16 protein-coding genes are annotated in these 16213 nt (G+C 32.8%); 11 read left to right on the top strand and 5 right to left on the bottom strand.

The features are described from left to right. Positions 1 to 71 precede the first annotated feature (71 nt). Complete coding sequence (locus tag ACXHHC_RS13635; RefSeq protein WP_458226928.1) at positions 72 to 473, top strand: hypothetical protein; 402 nt, start codon at positions 72 to 74, stop codon at positions 471 to 473. 1 nt (position 474) lies between these two features. On the opposite strand, the gene ACXHHC_RS13630 is transcribed toward ACXHHC_RS13635, so the two are convergent. Both ACXHHC_RS13630 and ACXHHC_RS13625 read right to left on the bottom strand, forming a co-directional pair. Beyond that, on the bottom strand, positions 475 to 1797 hold the full coding sequence (locus ACXHHC_RS13630) for a family 16 glycosylhydrolase (RefSeq protein ID WP_458226927.1): 1323 nt from the start codon (positions 1795 to 1797) through the stop codon (positions 475 to 477). 111 nt (positions 1798 to 1908) lie between these two features. After that, positions 1909 to 2817 carry an EamA family transporter gene (locus ACXHHC_RS13625; RefSeq protein ID WP_458226926.1) on the bottom strand — a complete coding sequence of 303 codons (909 nt, stop codon included), beginning with the start codon at positions 2815 to 2817 and terminating at the stop codon, positions 1909 to 1911. Positions 2818 to 3115: 298 nt separating this feature from the next. On the opposite strand from ACXHHC_RS13625, the gene ACXHHC_RS13620 reads away from it, so the two are divergent. Beyond that, entirely contained in the window at positions 3116 to 3679 is a 564-nt protein-coding gene (locus ACXHHC_RS13620) for a hypothetical protein (protein WP_458226925.1), read from the top strand. A gap of 14 nt (positions 3680 to 3693) precedes the next feature. On the opposite strand, the gene ACXHHC_RS13615 is transcribed toward ACXHHC_RS13620, so the two are convergent. Next, positions 3694 to 4593 (bottom strand): EamA family transporter, encoded by a 900-nt coding sequence (locus ACXHHC_RS13615; RefSeq protein WP_458226924.1) that lies wholly within the window; start codon positions 4591 to 4593, stop codon positions 3694 to 3696. 121 nt (positions 4594 to 4714) lie between these two features. On the opposite strand from ACXHHC_RS13615, the gene purH reads away from it, so the two are divergent. From purH to ACXHHC_RS13575, 8 genes are all read left to right on the top strand, one after another. Further along, positions 4715 to 6241, top strand: coding sequence for a bifunctional phosphoribosylaminoimidazolecarboxamide formyltransferase/IMP cyclohydrolase (gene purH / locus ACXHHC_RS13610; RefSeq protein WP_458226923.1), 1527 nt, complete (start codon positions 4715 to 4717; stop codon positions 6239 to 6241). 54 nt (positions 6242 to 6295) lie between these two features. Then, positions 6296 to 7324, top strand: a complete 1029-nt coding sequence (locus ACXHHC_RS13605; protein WP_458226922.1) for a rod shape-determining protein — start codon at positions 6296 to 6298, stop codon at positions 7322 to 7324. A 15-nt stretch (positions 7325 to 7339) separates the two neighbouring features. After that, on the top strand, positions 7340 to 8149 hold the full coding sequence (mreC, locus tag ACXHHC_RS13600; RefSeq protein ID WP_458226921.1) for a rod shape-determining protein MreC: 810 nt from the start codon (positions 7340 to 7342) through the stop codon (positions 8147 to 8149). Beyond that, the gene (mreD, locus tag ACXHHC_RS13595; RefSeq protein WP_458226920.1) at positions 8142 to 8645 is read left to right on the top strand and encodes a rod shape-determining protein MreD; all 504 of its coding nucleotides are present in this window, start codon (positions 8142 to 8144) and stop codon (positions 8643 to 8645) included. Before mreC ends, mreD begins: the two co-directional genes overlap by 8 nt. After that, complete coding sequence (gene mrdA / locus ACXHHC_RS13590) at positions 8645 to 10516, top strand: penicillin-binding protein 2 (protein WP_458226919.1); 1872 nt, start codon at positions 8645 to 8647, stop codon at positions 10514 to 10516. The genes mreD and mrdA overlap by 1 nt, the downstream gene beginning before the upstream one ends. Next, entirely contained in the window at positions 10513 to 11790 is a 1278-nt protein-coding gene (rodA, locus tag ACXHHC_RS13585) for a rod shape-determining protein RodA (protein ID WP_458226918.1), read from the top strand. Before mrdA ends, rodA begins: the two co-directional genes overlap by 4 nt. Positions 11791 to 11851: 61 nt before the next feature. After that, entirely contained in the window at positions 11852 to 12682 is an 831-nt protein-coding gene (pyrF, locus tag ACXHHC_RS13580) for an orotidine-5'-phosphate decarboxylase (RefSeq protein ID WP_458226917.1), read from the top strand. Next, a complete protein-coding gene (locus tag ACXHHC_RS13575; RefSeq protein WP_458226916.1) occupies positions 12682 to 13533 on the top strand; it encodes an ABC transporter substrate-binding protein in 852 nt (283 codons plus the stop codon). The genes pyrF and ACXHHC_RS13575 overlap by 1 nt, the downstream gene beginning before the upstream one ends. Before the next feature lie 68 nt (positions 13534 to 13601). On the opposite strand, the gene ACXHHC_RS13570 is transcribed toward ACXHHC_RS13575, so the two are convergent. Both ACXHHC_RS13570 and ACXHHC_RS13565 read right to left on the bottom strand, forming a co-directional pair. Continuing rightward, positions 13602 to 14939 (bottom strand): DUF3500 domain-containing protein, encoded by a 1338-nt coding sequence (locus tag ACXHHC_RS13570; RefSeq protein WP_458226915.1) that lies wholly within the window; start codon positions 14937 to 14939, stop codon positions 13602 to 13604. A gap of 78 nt (positions 14940 to 15017) precedes the next feature. Continuing rightward, positions 15018 to 15689 (bottom strand): hypothetical protein, encoded by a 672-nt coding sequence (locus tag ACXHHC_RS13565; protein WP_458226914.1) that lies wholly within the window; start codon positions 15687 to 15689, stop codon positions 15018 to 15020. A gap of 144 nt (positions 15690 to 15833) precedes the next feature. Here ACXHHC_RS13565 and ACXHHC_RS13560 point away from each other — a divergent pair, with 144 nt between their 5' ends. After that, entirely contained in the window at positions 15834 to 16211 is a 378-nt protein-coding gene (locus ACXHHC_RS13560) for a group III truncated hemoglobin (protein WP_458226913.1), read from the top strand. Positions 16212 to 16213: the final 2 nt, after the last annotated feature.

The following is a 16213-nucleotide window of genomic DNA, read 5'->3' as shown; positions in this document are numbered from 1 at the left end:
CTGTTAAATAGCAGTCTTTTTCTGCATTAAATTTTATAATTTGGTAGTGTTTTCATTCCCAACACAAGCTTATGTATAGAAAAGATTACATATTAAGAATGATTCACACGCTGATTGATGCTTTAAAAGAAATTATTGCAGGAATTCAAAGCGGAAATATAGAAGAGGCTAAACTTAAGATTGATAAGTCTTATGAAATGTTGGGTCAAAATGTTAGGTTCTTTTTAGACAATAGTATTGACGATATCTTAGATTTTTTTGAATCGAGTGAAGAACAAATTGCAATGGACAAACTGAACTTACTCTCTAAAATAATGTACTACGATAGTTTGGTCCAAGAAAACAAAAGTAGCAAAGAACAATTCCTAAAAAAGGCTATAGAAATCTTAGAATATCATATTGATTACTCCAAAGAATATTCTTTTGGAGACATTGGAAAACTCCAAAAAATGAAAAGTGAATTAAAACAATAGTTTAGATTCTAATTAGCTTGATGTGCTCTGTTTTTTCGTCGGTTATAACAGATACGTTATAGACCCCTGTAGCATATAAAGAAGTATCTATTCGTAATTTATTCTCTAAGCTTTCAATCTTTTTATCTTTTAGCATAATCTTTCCATCGCTTAATCTTACCACTCTTATTTGGGAATGCATAGGAGCTATTACATCTGTAAATTCTTCTGCCGGATTTTGTGTTAGCGACACTTTTAAGGCTGTTACAGCTACCTCTTTTTCCTCTTCTACTTCAACCTTTTCTTCATCGTCTTTTTCATCTTCCTCCTCTTTTTCTTCTACAGGATTAGTACCTTCTACTCTCTTCCATACTCTTATATAATCTACGTACATAGAAACAGGTATTTCTGGTAAGTTTTTACGAGCCCTTTCGTCTGTCTCTGGATTTACAGGAGAAAAACGATTGTCTCTAAACGTTACAAAAGGAACTCGCATTCCTAAAGAAGCAATTACTTTCATTGGATTGGTACTCCAATACGTGTTATTTAACACCTTCCCTACTCTAACACCGTCTACATAAAAATACAGTTTGGTAGGAGTTATTTCACATCCGTAAGTATGATACGCTTTAGATGGATCGAAACCTAGGTGGTATTTATTTAATTGTTCGTTTCTAGCTTTTGGAGCTTTAGGTCTATACCAATCTCTTCCAAAATTTGCCTTTCTCACCAAATGTAAATTAGACTCGGCATCGTCTATTAAGTCTTGTCTTGGAGTCCCCGCTGGTGCATTTCCATCATAATCAAATTGCTGTAACTCTACTACATCAATCTCTGTATATACAGCTTCACCAATAGATTTGTTATCATAAAAACTACTGTACAACCAAAAAGCAGGACATACACCTCTAAATTTATCAATACCAGAGGCTGCAGTTGCATTAATTTCTGCTCCGTGTATTTTAGCCTCTACATAACCTACAAAGCCTATAGGCAGTTCTTGAACGGATTGCAAACAACCACTATTAAAATATGTTCCAGCAACAGATTTATTGTTTTCGTTTTGTCTTGCGGTAAGTACTGCTGCTTTTGCTCCTTTATAATCTTGCAATACCACATTGGAATTATTATTCCATTTCCAAGCACTAGTATTTGGTAGGTTATTCGCTTTACTCCACTTTGACCAATCTATGCTAGTTCCATTAAATTCATCAGAAAAACTAGGCATTAACTCCCAACCATCTTTACTGTTAGAAGTTGCTCCGTTAGGTTTTTGGGCCTGAATTAGTAAGGTAAAAAACAAAAAAACTAAGAAATAACTTCTTTTATTACATGATACACACATAGATAGAATACTTAACACATTATTATCATTTCAAAGTTAGTTCTAATCTTAAAATGATAACAGTAGCATCTATGCCTGTAGTAGTACTATTTATACTTAGTCCTTACTTTTCTAGAATTTGGTACTAAATAGAATTAAAAACACTCCTATTAAAACCCCCAGGAGAGGAATCATTTTCATTCGCTTATTTTGTTCTTTAAAAATAAAGCCTCCTATTATTACAGTAAATAGAATCTGACTTCTTTTTACAGCGGCTAAAATCATGACCAATGCTTCTGGCTCGCTTAATGCTTTAAAATAGAAATAATCTGCTAAAAAAATTAGTATTCCACTGGCAGGTATAGACCAATGGAACTGAAACTTACCCATTTTTGCTTTGTTGGGTCTGTAAAAAAACCAAACCAACAAGAACATAAATAACGTTACATAAAAAAAGAACCACCATTGTACTGTTAGTACAGGATAGGTTTTATACTGAAACAAGAATTTATCGTACAAACCACTACAAGAACCAAAAAAGGTAGCCCCTATAATAGCCAATATCCATTTATTCTTTTTAAAATTAATTCCTTCTTTCTTTCCAATTCTTGAGTAGAAAATCATGGAAACCACAATTAGAAAAAAACCGATCCACTGTAATAAAACTGGGCTTTCGTTGTAAATAAAAATGGCTCCTATAAATGTAAAAAAAGGTCCAGAACCTCTAATTGGTGTTACAATGGTAATGGGTAAATATTTTAAGGCATAGAAATTTAACACCCAAGAAATGGTCATTAATACGGCTTTAATTCCAATATAAAAATGATCCTCAAAGCTGATAGAAGAAATACTCAAGCCTATGCTCTGTAATTCATCAACAAAAAATACAGAACCAATAAAAATTGGCAACAACAAGAGCAAACTCGTTGCATTAGATACTAAAAGCACAGGAAACACGGCATTCCCACTTACACTCATCTTTCTACACAAAGCGTTAAAGCTTAAAAACAACGCTGCCAACAATCCTAAATAAATCCACATAACCAAAAATTTTCGGCTGCAAAAGTACAATAAGACAAAGAGTTAAGCATTATAAATCTCTAATCTATTTTATCAAAAAATAAAACTGTTATTTCTCATTTAGGAGAAAATAAATTCTTCATATTTTGAAAAGAAAAAAATGAAAAAAAACACACCCTTTAAAACACTAAAACTTGGTATTAAAATAATTTGCCTAGTCTATATAGCAATATCAATCTACCCCAAAATTCTTTTCAAAAAAGAATTCACTTATAAAAGCTTCACTGTCTACTATCACAATTCAAAAACTATTGATTCTATGGAGCTTAAATCCATACTAGATGCATCTATAGAATTATTAAAAAATTCTGAATTATATATCCCAACTTCCCATCAAAAGATTTTCTTGTGCAATGATTTCAATGAATTTACTTTCTTTACCTTATTCGGAAGAAAGGCTTTTGGAGTCAATTATCCATTTACTCAAAACATTTTTTTATCAAAGACTTCCATTTCTCAAGATTTAATATATCGTGACGATCATCAATACAATGTCAGAAGCTTAAGTTCTGTAATTACTCACGAAACCATTCATTCTCTATTAAGAAATAAAATTGGTTTGATAAAAGTACTCCTATTACCTGAATGGAAAAATGAGGGATATTGCGACTATATAGCTAATGAGAGTTCTTTAGACGAAAAAAGTGGTTTAGATATGTTCCGTAAAAAAGAAGTTAATAACACTCCTGCTTTCAACTACTTTTTATTCCGTAAAATGACAAGTTACCTATTCAAAGAAGGTATTTCAACTATGGAGTTTCTAGAAAAAGATATTGATTTTGAAAACCTAAAAAAAATCGTAAAAGAAAGTTATATAGATTAACTAGTCATGAAATTCTAACTAAACAAAATCAAAAAAACACCTATCAACACACCAAACAAAGGCAATAACTTTAATCCTAAATTTCGTTCTTTAAAAAGAATTCCCCCTATAACAACTGTAAATAGTAACTGACTTCTTTTAACTGCAGACATTAACATGACTAAGGCTTCGGGATCTCTTAATCCGGTAAAATAGAAGTAATCAGCAAAAAGTAACAAAGAAGCAATTCCAAAAATGGACCACCTCCATTGGAACTTTGCTTTGGACAAATTGGTAAATCGTTTTATCAACACAAAAGAAACAGACATAAAAATGGTAATGTACACAAAAAACCACCATAGCAATGTAATGGCTGTGTAATCTTGCATTTGCAATAAAAACTTATCGTATAAGCCACTACAGGCTCCAAAAAAAGTAGCCAAAACTACCGCAAAGAACCATTTATTGGTTTTAAAACTTATTCCTTCTTTTCTACCAATGTAAGAATAGGCAACCATAGAGAGTAAAATTAATAGAAAACCTCCCCACTGTATGGGCATTGGATTTTCTCCAAACAAAAAGATAGCTCCTATTAAGGTAAAAAAAGGGCTCGATGCTCTAATGGGACTTACAATGGAAATGGGTAAATGTTTTAGGGCTGAATAAGCTAAAATCCAAGAACAAGTCATTAACAACGCTTTTATAAGAATCCAAACATGATCCATCAATTCCAATTTTGGAATAAAAAAATCCGTATTCAGTACCGTTTCTGGAGAAAATCTAGAAAGCAAATAAACAGGAAGTAATAAAAAAGCACTCAAACCATTTGCTACAATCAAAACTGGCAAAACAGCATTGTCCCTAACACTCCATTTTTTGCACAAATTGTACAAACTCAAAAAAAAAGCAGCAAATAATCCGTAATAAACCCACATATAGTAAATGTAGGTTAATAGAATTCAGAAAAAGTACTTTTTATGTTGTTCTTATGTAAAGAAATTTTAGCTATCCTATACTTTTTTACTAATTTTGCGTTTTTAATTGAAATTCAAAATAATGAGTGCTACAAAACAAGCTAAATCAGCTTTAATTTCTGTTTTTCACAAGGATGGTTTAGAACCAATTGTAAGAAAGTTTGATGAGTTAGGAATTACTATTTATACTACAGGAGGAACTGAGAAGTTTATTCGAGACTTAGGAATAGATTGTGTTGCTGTTGAAGATATTACTTCTTACCCATCTATCTTAGGAGGTCGTGTTAAAACTTTACACCCAAAAGTATTTGGAGGTATTTTAAGCCGTAGAGATAATGAAGGGGATAAAGCTCAATTAGCTGAGTTTGAAATTCCAGAAATGGACATTGTTATTGTGGATTTATATCCTTTTGAGAAAACAGTAGCTAGTGGAGCTCCTGAACAAGATATTATTGAAAAAATTGATATTGGTGGTATTTCTTTAATTAGAGCTGCTGCTAAAAACTTTAAAGACGTTATCTGTGTTTCTTCTATGGAGCAATACGATGAGTTTTTAACAATTATTTCTGCAGACAACGGAGCTACTTCTATAGAAGATAGAAAGCGTTTTTCTGCAAAAGCATTTGCTGTATCTAGCCACTACGATTCTGCTATTTACAACTACATGAACGAAGAGGAAACTAACTTCCGTCAATCTTTTGACAAAGCAACTCCTTTACGTTACGGAGAAAACCCTCATCAAAAAGGTGCTTTTTACGGAGATTTAGATGCTATGTTTGATAAATTACACGGTAAAGAATTATCTTTTAACAACTTATTAGATGTAGATGCTGCTGTAAACTTAATCAACGAATTTAAGGGAGAAGCTCCTACATTTGCTATCTTAAAGCACAACAATGCTTGTGGTTTTGCTCAAAGAGACAACTTAAAAGATGCTTATGTTGATGCTTTAGCTGGTGATCCTACTTCTGCTTTTGGAGGTGTATTAATTGCTAACAAAACTATTGATGTAGCTACTGCCGAAGAAATTCACAAATTATTCTGTGAAGTTGTAATTGCTCCTGCTTATGATGCTGATGCGTTAGAAGTATTAAAAGGAAAGAAAAACAGAGTTATTTTAATATTAAAAGATATTGAATTACCAAAAGTATCTTACCGTACTGCTTTAAACGGAGTATTGTTCCAAGATGCGAACTTGATTACTGATAAAAAAGAAGATTTGAAAAACGTAACAGAAAAAGTAGTTACAGATGCTCAAATTGATGATTTATTATTTGCTTCTAAAATTTGTAAGCACACTAAATCTAACACCATCATTTTAGTTAAAAACAAAACTTTATGTGCTGGTGGTACAGGTCAAACTTCTAGAGTAGATGCTTTAGAACAAGCAATTGCAAAAGCAAATCACTTTAAATTTGACTTACAAGGAGCGGTAATGGCAAGTGATGCATTTTTCCCTTTCCCTGACTGTGTAGAAATTGCTCATAAAGCCGGAATTGAAGCTGTAATTCAACCTGGAGGTTCTATTAAAGACCAGTTATCTATAGATTACTGTAACGATAATGGAATTGGAATGGTATTTACAGGAACTAGACACTTTAAGCACTAATTTTAGTACTTTTGTATTAGGACAGTATACAACTAAAAAAAACAAACTGAAAACATGGGATTTTTTGACTTTTGGAGTGAAGATATTGCGGTAGACTTGGGAACTGCAAATACATTAATTATCCACGAAGGAAAAGTGGTAATTGATTCACCTTCCATTGTTGCAAGAGATAGAACTACTGGTAAAATTATTGCAACCGGTCAGGAGGCTAGCTTAATGCAAGGAAAAACACATGAAAACATTAAAACCATTCGTCCGTTAAAAGACGGGGTTATTGCCGATTTCCAAGCATCGGAGGAAATGATTAAGCAGTTTGTTAAAAGTATTCCTAATTTTAAAAAGAAAGTATTTGCTCCTTCATTAAGAATGGTAATCTGTATTCCTTCTGGAATTACAGAAGTAGAAAAAAGAGCCGTAAGAGACTCTGCCATTCACATGAACGCAAAAGAAATATATCTTATCTACGAACCAATGGCTGCGGCCATTGGTGTAGGTATAGACATTATGGAGCCTCGTGGTAACATGATTATTGATATAGGTGGTGGTACAACTGAAATTGCAGTTATTGCATTGGCAGGAATTGTTTGTGACAAATCGGTTAAAGTTGCCGGAGATTTATTCACAAACGACATCATGTACTATATGAGAACCCAACACAACTTACATGTTGGTGAAACTACTGCAGAAAGAATTAAAATTCAGATTGGTGCTGCTACAGAAGATTTAGAAACTCCACCAGACGATATGTTAGTACAAGGTCGTGACTTATTAAGTGGAAAACCAAAACAGGTTCAAGTTTCTTATAGAGAGATTGCCAAAGCATTGGACAAATCTATTTTAAGAATAGAAGATGCTGTAATGGAATGTTTATCTTCTACGCCTCCAGAATTAGCTGCAGATATTTATACTACAGGTATTTACTTAGCCGGTGGTGGTTCTATGCTAAGAGGATTAGACAAACGTTTGTCTAGAAAAACAGATTTACCTGTTTATATAGCAGAAGATCCATTAAGAGCAGTAGTAAGAGGTACTGGTACTGCCTTAAAAGAATTAGAAAAATACAAGTCTGTATTATTAAGCTAATACATTTAAGATTCAATGCAATTTATTCTCTATTTAATTGAAAGGTACAAGAACTTTTTATTGTTTCTTGTATTAGAACTAATTGCAATGTTTCTGACCATACAGCTACATTCTTACCAAAGAAGTAAGTTTATCAGTTCTTCTGGATTTGTAACAGGAAGTGTTTATGACAATTTTATTTCCTTAGAGAGTTTTTTTCATTTAAGATCCGAAAATAAAATCTTAAATGAAGAAAATCAAAACTTACGAAATGAATTAGAGACTCTAAAAATGAGTGTTTCTGATACACTCCCTAATAAGGTCTTAAAATTTAGCTACAAAGCAGCTTCTATCATTAACAACGACTACCATTTAAACAACAACTTTCTTACGCTTAACGTTGGTAAAAAAGATAGTGTATTAACAGATATGGCTGTGGTAAATAGCAAAGGAATTGTAGGAATTACATCCAAAACATCTAATAACTACAGTGTCGCAATTTCTGTGCTAAACAGGAATTTTAAAACCAATGCTAAGTTTAAAAACAGCAATTATTTTGGGACCATTTCTTGGGATGGAAAAACCATAAACATTGTTCAGTTAAACGATATTCCAAGACAAGCAAACGTAAGTATTGGAGATACCATTGTTACAGGGGGACGTTCTGCAATTTTCCCTAAAGATATCCTTATTGGATCGGTTAAAGATATTGAGTATCACAATGAAAGATATCATAAAATAAACATTGCTCTTTTTAATGATTTAAGAAAAATCAATCAAGTTCAAATTATTGCGAACAAGCACAGAAACGAAATTATTACATTAGAAAACCAATCGCATGAATAATTCTGTAAAAGTTACTTTACGAGTAATTCTCTTGATACTAACCCAAGTATTGATAGGAAATAAAATGCGAATTTTTGATTTTGTAAACCCACAGTGGTGTATTCTATTTGTTTTGTGGTTTCCTATTAGAGCAGAAAAAGCATTGTTACTTATAACTTCTTTCTTTTTTGGGCTAACATTAGACTTCTTTTCTAACTCTGGCGGAATTTACGCAGCTGCTTTTACATTAATTGGCTTTGTTAGACTTTCTATTTTTAAAAGAATTTTAAATAAAAAAGAATTCTTTAGCAAACAATTTGAATACAACACCTATGGAACCAATACTAAAATACTCTTAGTTTTTTCTATAGCATTGTTATTTCATTTGGCCCTTTTTGGATTAGAATATTTTAATATTTCTTCTTACTGGACTGTTATATGGAAAGCTTTTGTGAGCAGTATTTTTACTACTTTTGTAAGCGTTGTAGTTTTATCTATTTTTAGTCCCAACCAATAATGAAAAAAAGTCAGCTTTTTCCTTTTCTTGTTATTATAACGAGCGTTATTTTTATAGCTAGACTTTACTATTTACAAGTTATTGTACACGATAAAACAGAGACTAAACTTACAGGATCTAGTATTAAAAAAGTATATACCTATCCTGCTAGAGGTTTTGTTTTTGACAGAAAAGGGAAACTTTTAGTAGCCAACGAAAACACCTACGATGTTAAAATTGTTCCTAACGAGGTAAAACCTTTTGATACATTAGAGTTTTGTAGGTTGTTAAAAATTGACAAAGATTATTTAATAAAAAAATACAATAGAGCTTATACATACTCTCCTTGGCTGCCTTCTGTTTTTTTAAGTCAACTAGCCAAAGAAGATTACGCTTTTTTACAAGAGAAAATTCACAAGTTTAAAGGGTTTAGTGTTCAGAAAAAAAACATGAGAACCTACCCTCACCAATCTGCAGCTAATGTTTTAGGGTATATTAATGAGGTAAATGAAGAAAGAGCCAGAAAGAGTAGTTATTACGAACAAGGAGAATTAATTGGTACTACCGGAATTGAAAAACAATACGAAAAAGAACTACGTGGTAAAAAAGGGGTGGCCTACAAACAACGAAATCGTTTAAACAAAATTTTAGGTCCTTATAAAGAAGGAATTTACGATACGTTACCAGAACCCGGTAAAGACTTAAAACTTACTTTAGATTTAGAACTGCAACAATATGGAGAGTTGTTAATGAAAGGAAAGCGAGGTGGAATTGTGGCTATTGAACCAGAAACAGGCGAAATTTTAGCTTTAATTACAGCTCCATCTTACGATCCAAATATGATGGTGGGGAGACAAAAATCTAAAAATTCGGTAAAGTTATTTAACGACACTATTAACTTGCCAATGTTTGATAGAGGATTAATGGCTTCTTATGCTCCAGGTTCTCCATTTAAATTAGTACAAGGACTGGTAGGAATGCAAGAAGGAGTCATAAACGAATACACTCGCTTCTATTGCTATGGTGGATACAGATACGGTAGAAGAGCTCATGAATTTATGGGCTGTCACTGTGGTATTTACGGACATCCTATTCAATTACAAAGAGCCATCGCAAAATCTTGTAACAGTTATTTTTCCAATGTATTTAAACGTATTGTAGACGAAAAGAAAACACCTCAAGAAGGAGTAGATAGCTGGGCTAGACACTTACGAAGCTTTGGTTTGGGACAATTTTTAGGTTATGACTTGCCTACAGGTAGAAAAGGACGTATTCCTACAGCAAGTTACTACGACAAGTATTACCCAACCCACAGTTGGCAAGCATCAACTATTATATCCAATGCTATTGGTCAGGGAGAAGTAGAAACAACTCCTATTCAATTAGCCAACTTAACAGCTGCTATTGCCAACCGAGGTTATTTTTACACACCACATATTATTAAAGAGATTGGTGGAGAACCTCATCAAATAGAACAATATAGAAAAGTAAAGAAAACCACTGTAGAACCTAAATACTTTCCTCCTGTTATAGAAGGAATGCACGACGTATACAAAAAAGGAACCGCCAAACACGTTCGATTGAAAGAAATTGAAATTTGTGGAAAAACTGGAACTGTACAAAACTACATCATCAGTAAAGGAAAAAAAACAGCATTGCCCGATCATTCTATTTTTGTAGCCTTTGCTCCAAAAGAAAACCCTAAAATAGCCATGGCAATTTTTGTTGAGAATGGAGGTTATGGTTCTACTATTGCTGCTCCAATTGCAAGTTTAATGATTGAAAAATATCTTTTAGGTACCAAAACTCTAGGTTGGTGGGAAAAAAGAATCCTCAATAAATCTTTAGAAAAAGAATACCAAAAATACGCAAAACTAAAAGCTAAAAAGTGAGAAGTCAAAGATTAAACATATTGGCACAAGTAGACCTAACATTGGTCGTACTCTATTTCGCTCTCGTTATTTTTGGATGGATGAATATATACGCAGCATCTCATACCGAAGAGCATCAACAAATATTTGATTTTAGTATGCGCTACGGAAAACAAATTCTATGGATTGGTTTGGGTATTGTTATCTGTGTTTTCTTACTCTTTATTGATAGTTATTTCTACGAAAAGTTTGCTGCTTTTATTTACCTGGCCACCATGCTATCGCTGTTAGGACTATTTGCTATAGGTAAAAACATAAATGGTGCTACTTCTTGGTACAGCATAGGAGGTTTTAGTATACAGCCCACAGAATTTGCCAAAACAGGTACACTCTTAGCCCTTGGTAGACTACTAAACGACAAGCAATTTAATTTTTCTTTGTTTAAAGATAAAGCCAAAGCTTTTGCCATTATTTTAGTTCCTGTAATTTTAATAACGCTACAACCAGATCCTGGTTCTGCATTGGTTTATGTTTCGTTGATATTATTATTTCACCGCGAAGGGTTGCATCCTAGAATTATGATTATTGGTGGAGTTTCTATTTTATTATTTCTAACTACTTTGGTTTTTGGATATCTTAAAATGATACTAGCAATAACCCTACTTACGACCCTTACCGTACTCTACATTGTTTTTATTGCCAAAAAATCTTTACGATTCCTATGGATAAAAATCCTTAGTATATTTAGCATTGCTCTTGGTTATATATATAGTGTTCACTTTTTATTTAACTATGTTTTTAAACAAAGACACAGAGATAGATTTAATGTTCTGCTTGGTTTAACAGAAGACACTAGCGATATAGGATACAACACCTATCAGGCAGTAAAAACCATTATTTCTGGTGGACTTTCGGGAAAAGGTTACCTGCAAGGAGATAGAACCAAGGGGAAATTTGTACCAGAACAAGACACTGACTATATTTTTAGTACCATTGGAGAAGAATGGGGTTTTTTAGGTTGCTTATTTGTTATCTTATTATTCTTATTTCTAATCTTAAGAGTACTCTCTTTGGCAGAGAAACAAAAATCTACTTTTAGTAGAGTATTTGGTTATGGTGTTGCATGTATTTTCTTTTTCCATGTTTTAATTAATATAGGAATGGTGATAGGTATTTTCCCAACTATTGGAATCCCTCTTCCGTTTTTTAGTTATGGTGGTTCATCGCTATGGGGCTTTACCGTATTGCTATTTATCTTTATTAAATTAGATGCTTCTAAAAATTACATACTTTAGAACCATTTGTAGTTCCATTAGATTGTGTATTTTTGCAAAGCATTAATGCAAGTGATTTATTATGAATTTAGAGCAATTAGTTTCGGAGATAAAAAGAAAACAATCTTTTTTGTGTGTTGGTTTGGATGTTGACTTAAACAAAATCCCACCTCACTTACTAGAAACAGAAGACCCTATTTTTGAATTTAATAAAGCAATTATTGATGCAACCCATCATGTAACGGTTGCCTATAAACCTAATACAGCTTTTTACGAAGCTTATGGTATTAAAGGATGGCAATCTTTAGATAAAACAATCAGATATATTAACGAAAATTACCCCGAAATTTTTACCATAGCAGATGCTAAACGTGGAGATATAGGAAACACATCTACCATGTATGCCAAAGCTTTTTTTGAAGATTTAAATTTCGATTCTGTAACTGTTGCCCCGTATATGGGAAGTGATTCTGTAGAACCCTTCCTAGCTTTTGAAGATAAATTTACTATTATGTTAGGATTAACGTCTAACAAAGGTGGATTGGATTTTCAAGGAAAAGATTTAGCAAATGGAGAGCCTTTATACAAAGAAGTGTTAAAAACAGCACTAACTTGGAAAAACGCTCAAAATTTAATGTTTGTAGTTGGAGCTACAAAAGCTGAATACTTTAAAGGAATTCGTGAAATTGCCCCTAGCAGCTTTTTATTAGTACCTGGTGTAGGTGCACAAGGAGGAAGCCTAGAAGGTGTATGTGAACACGGATTAAGCAATAATATTGGTTTATTAATCAATTCGTCTAGAGGGATTATTTATGCAAGTAATCAACTAGACTTTGCACAAGCAGCAGAAAAAGAAGCGACAACTTTACAAAAACAAATGGCAGGTATTTTGGCTCACAAAAACCTCTTGTAATGACATTTATTGACGATTTAGGACACATCCTTTCCTTTCAGCATAAAAGAACAAAAATTGTTTCTTTAGTACCCTCTATAACAGAAACTCTATATCATTTAGACGTAGAGAAATATGTAGTAGGTATTACTAAATTCTGTGTGCACCCCGCTCACTTTAAACATACCAAAGAAATTGTAGGAGGTACAAAAAAAGTTAATATTGATAAAATAAAAGCTTTAGAACCAGATATTGTTTTTTGTAACAAAGAAGAAAACACCCCAGAAATAGTAGAAGAACTACGCAAATTTACTCAGGTATTTGTTACAGAAATTAAAACTATTGACGATTCTAAACGTATGATAGATAACCTTGGTAGGCTTTTGTATCGTAGAAATGAAGCAGGTTTGTTAAATCGTAAAATAGACTTAAAACTTATAGAGTTTAACGCTTTTATAAAGAATACAAAGCATCAAAAAGTAGCTTATTTTATTTGGCACAACCCATGGATGGCTGCTGGTGATAGTACATACATCAATCATATTTTAGAACTAAATAACTACCAAAACATCTATAGTAAAGAAGACGGTTATTTAGAAATCAACCCAAAAAGAATAAGACACGAAGGAGACCCAGAAGTGTTATTCTTCTCTTCTGAACCTTTCCCTTTTAAAGACAAACACGCATTTGAAATAAGTGAATATACCAATAGATCTAGTGCTGTTTTTGTTGACGGAGAAATGTTCTCTTGGTTTGGTGCAAGACTCTTAAAAGCTTTAGATTACTTTAAAACAGTTAAGGAAAGACTAAATGAAGGTGGATCTTTTTTAATAGAAAAAGAAACAGAACAACAAGAACAACCTATTTCTTAAAACAGTTTGTTTAATGTAAACCATAGCTATATTAGCATATAACTATGGTCTTATATATTACCTACAGTTTAATGTGTATGATGGTGATGATGACCATGGTCATGCACATGCTCTGTATTATGATTCATAGCTACTTTATAATCGAACAATAGCTTACTTGCTCTATGGTGACTTGCTTTTGTATAATGCTCGTATAAAGTTCTTACTTTACCTGCATTTATAATTTGAGCAAAAATTCCATAATCACCTGCATTGTCTGTAACTGGATTATTAGGAATACGAGTAATTGTATGAACATGATTATAATCTGCACCACCTCCTCCTAGGGCATTTTCAGAATTATATTCTACCCACAAATACGGATTGTAAATTCTATAATAAAAAGGCGAAGTAGAAGTTGGATTCTCTACCTCATCAATCCACACAAAATAAGTATCCTCTAAATTGGCTGTTATATCCGCCCACCACTTATCAGCAAAACTGGTGGTCATATTGTACACATACTCTTTCATTAGTAATACAAGATTTGCTTGTGTTGCTGCAGACATTTCAGAATACTTTATCCCTACACCTTCAAAAACAGAATAATCATAATCTCCCCTATAAGGATCTACACTACCTGGTGTAGAAGCCGGACCTACCTGCATAGCGTGACTATTAGACACCACTGCATCTGTAATCTCATCGGATGTTAAAGCATTGTAAAGTACCAAACCTAAATCTCTTTCGTCCTTAAAAATATCAAAATCAGTTCCATTATATGACGAAACCGCTGGTTCTCCTCCTAAAAAGGCAGGTACTATAGACACCTCATCACCATGCACTAAAAAATTGATGGCTAAATGATGTCCATCTAACTGAAATCCCCATGAACCACTAGTATCTGGATCTCCAAAAAGATCTATAGAATAATAATCTGGGCTCCATACAGCAGCATTTCGTGTGTTTAATAAGCCTTCCGCTAAAAAAGTAATCTCATCTACTTTTTTATAACCATCATCGCTTAAAAACAATTGTAATAAGTCTTTAAAATAATCTAATTGAGTATCCGATAAATCTCCATAAATAATTCCGTCCCTTTGGGTTCCTCCACCATTAGGAGTATTGTGCCATAAATAAACACGTTCATTATCTAAACACGTTGCCGCTTGTGATAGCAAAGTAGATGATAACGAATTCCTAAAGGTTAGCATTGCTTGCCTCATGGCTTCTATCTCTGAATTACTAGACTGAGTAACTTCCCCAGATGTATTACAAGTGGTCGCAGTAGCACCATCATCATTCGTGTCGTTGTCTGTCTCCTCTTCTTCTGTTATTGATACTGTATTGTTCCCATCGCTTCCGCAGGAAATAGTTAGCAATAAAAGAGCCAATAGTAGATAAGATACAATTCTAAAGTTTTTCATATATGTTTTATTAAGTTGTTGTTTGTACCTATAAAACATCCTTCTTGCATATCTCCCTACCTAAAAAAAATTATTCAATTATCTGCTATGTTTTTTTAATGTAGTGCTAGGGTCGTCACTTAAAAATACAGTTTCGTTTTCTGGAGGTGTTATTTCTAACACTTTTCCATATTTTTCTGGTAAACCTAAAGCTTTTGCGTTCTTCCATACTCCTTTTCCATATACAGCTACCTGTTCTTCTTTCTCTAAAATTCCTTCTGCATACCTTATTGTCTTATGAAAGCCTAAAAAACCTTGACTTTCGTATCCTCTTGCACTTAAAAAAGTCTCTAAATTCTGAGTTGAACCTTCCCAAAGTCCTGAGGTATAATTTTTATCGTCCACTATATGCGTTTTAATATTTCCCGTATTAATTAACGCATAATACCCACCATCGTTTATCAAATAAGTATTAAAGTCGTATTCCTTTATTAGTGTTTTCCATGTTGAATTTTTTCCCGAAGACACTTTTTTTTCTACATGCACAAAATAGTAACCACACTCCCTTTTAGAAAGTGGTGCTATTAAAGGGGCATCTACCAAATGAATTTTTCCTACAATCTTTGCTACGTCCTCGTTCTTAAACTGAGAAAGGGGTTTAGTAGATGCTTTTTTCAACTTTCGCTTGATAATTGCTTTTTCAGTAAAAAAGAGATTGTAAACAATAACTCCTGTAATAATTATTACAAATAGCCATAAAGAAAAATCCATCGCATTTTTTTATTATAAAATAAACAATTTCATTTTTTACAGGCTTCATACTATAGAACCATTCAACACTTATTTCTTCTTTTATTTTCGTTTCATCTGATTTTTCTCATATTCTTTCGTTTGTTAAAAAACTACTTTTAACCCATGAAAAAAACAATTACAACAAAAGAAGATGTTGTCTACTTTGTAGATGAATTTTATAAAAGGATAAGAGCCCATGAAGTATTAGGGCCTGTTTTTAATGATGAAATTGGAAACTTATGGTTTTTGCATTTAGATACTTTAAGTCGTTTTTGGGAAACCTTACTCTTAGGTAATAGGACTTATTTTGGAGATCCTTTTGAAAAACATTTAAAAATCCCCATTAAAAATGAACACTTTGATTTATGGATTCCTTTGTTTCTAAAAACAGTAGATGATTTGTTTGAAGGCAATAAAGCCGAAGAAGCCAAATTACGAGGTCAGAATTTGGCAAGATCGTTTAGAAAAAGATTGGCCAAAGCAGGCACTTTAGTAGAATAGTC

The organism is Wenyingzhuangia sp. IMCC45574, assembly GCF_054182685.1.
Note: the sequence above shows the minus strand (reverse complement) of the source record. Positions and strands in the feature narration are given on the sequence as shown.

Coding starts and splice junctions, on each gene's coding strand:
- ACXHHC_RS13635 (WP_458226928.1), top strand. CDS start 72: ATGTATAGAAAAGATTACATATTAAGAATGATTCACACGCTGATTGAT.
- ACXHHC_RS13630 (WP_458226927.1), bottom strand. CDS start 1,797: ATGTGTGTATCATGTAATAAAAGAAGTTATTTCTTAGTTTTTTTGTTT.
- ACXHHC_RS13625 (WP_458226926.1), bottom strand. CDS start 2,817: ATGTGGATTTATTTAGGATTGTTGGCAGCGTTGTTTTTAAGCTTTAAC.
- ACXHHC_RS13620 (WP_458226925.1), top strand. CDS start 3,116: ATGGAGCTTAAATCCATACTAGATGCATCTATAGAATTATTAAAAAAT.
- ACXHHC_RS13615 (WP_458226924.1), bottom strand. CDS start 4,593: ATGTGGGTTTATTACGGATTATTTGCTGCTTTTTTTTTGAGTTTGTAC.
- purH (WP_458226923.1), top strand. CDS start 4,715: ATGAGTGCTACAAAACAAGCTAAATCAGCTTTAATTTCTGTTTTTCAC.
- ACXHHC_RS13605 (WP_458226922.1), top strand. CDS start 6,296: ATGGGATTTTTTGACTTTTGGAGTGAAGATATTGCGGTAGACTTGGGA.
- mreC (WP_458226921.1), top strand. CDS start 7,340: ATGCAATTTATTCTCTATTTAATTGAAAGGTACAAGAACTTTTTATTG.
- mreD (WP_458226920.1), top strand. CDS start 8,142: ATGAATAATTCTGTAAAAGTTACTTTACGAGTAATTCTCTTGATACTA.
- mrdA (WP_458226919.1), top strand. CDS start 8,645: ATGAAAAAAAGTCAGCTTTTTCCTTTTCTTGTTATTATAACGAGCGTT.
- pyrF (WP_458226917.1), top strand. CDS start 11,852: ATGAATTTAGAGCAATTAGTTTCGGAGATAAAAAGAAAACAATCTTTT.
- ACXHHC_RS13575 (WP_458226916.1), top strand. CDS start 12,682: ATGACATTTATTGACGATTTAGGACACATCCTTTCCTTTCAGCATAAA.
- ACXHHC_RS13570 (WP_458226915.1), bottom strand. CDS start 14,939: ATGAAAAACTTTAGAATTGTATCTTATCTACTATTGGCTCTTTTATTG.
- ACXHHC_RS13565 (WP_458226914.1), bottom strand. CDS start 15,689: ATGGATTTTTCTTTATGGCTATTTGTAATAATTATTACAGGAGTTATT.
- ACXHHC_RS13560 (WP_458226913.1), top strand. CDS start 15,834: ATGAAAAAAACAATTACAACAAAAGAAGATGTTGTCTACTTTGTAGAT.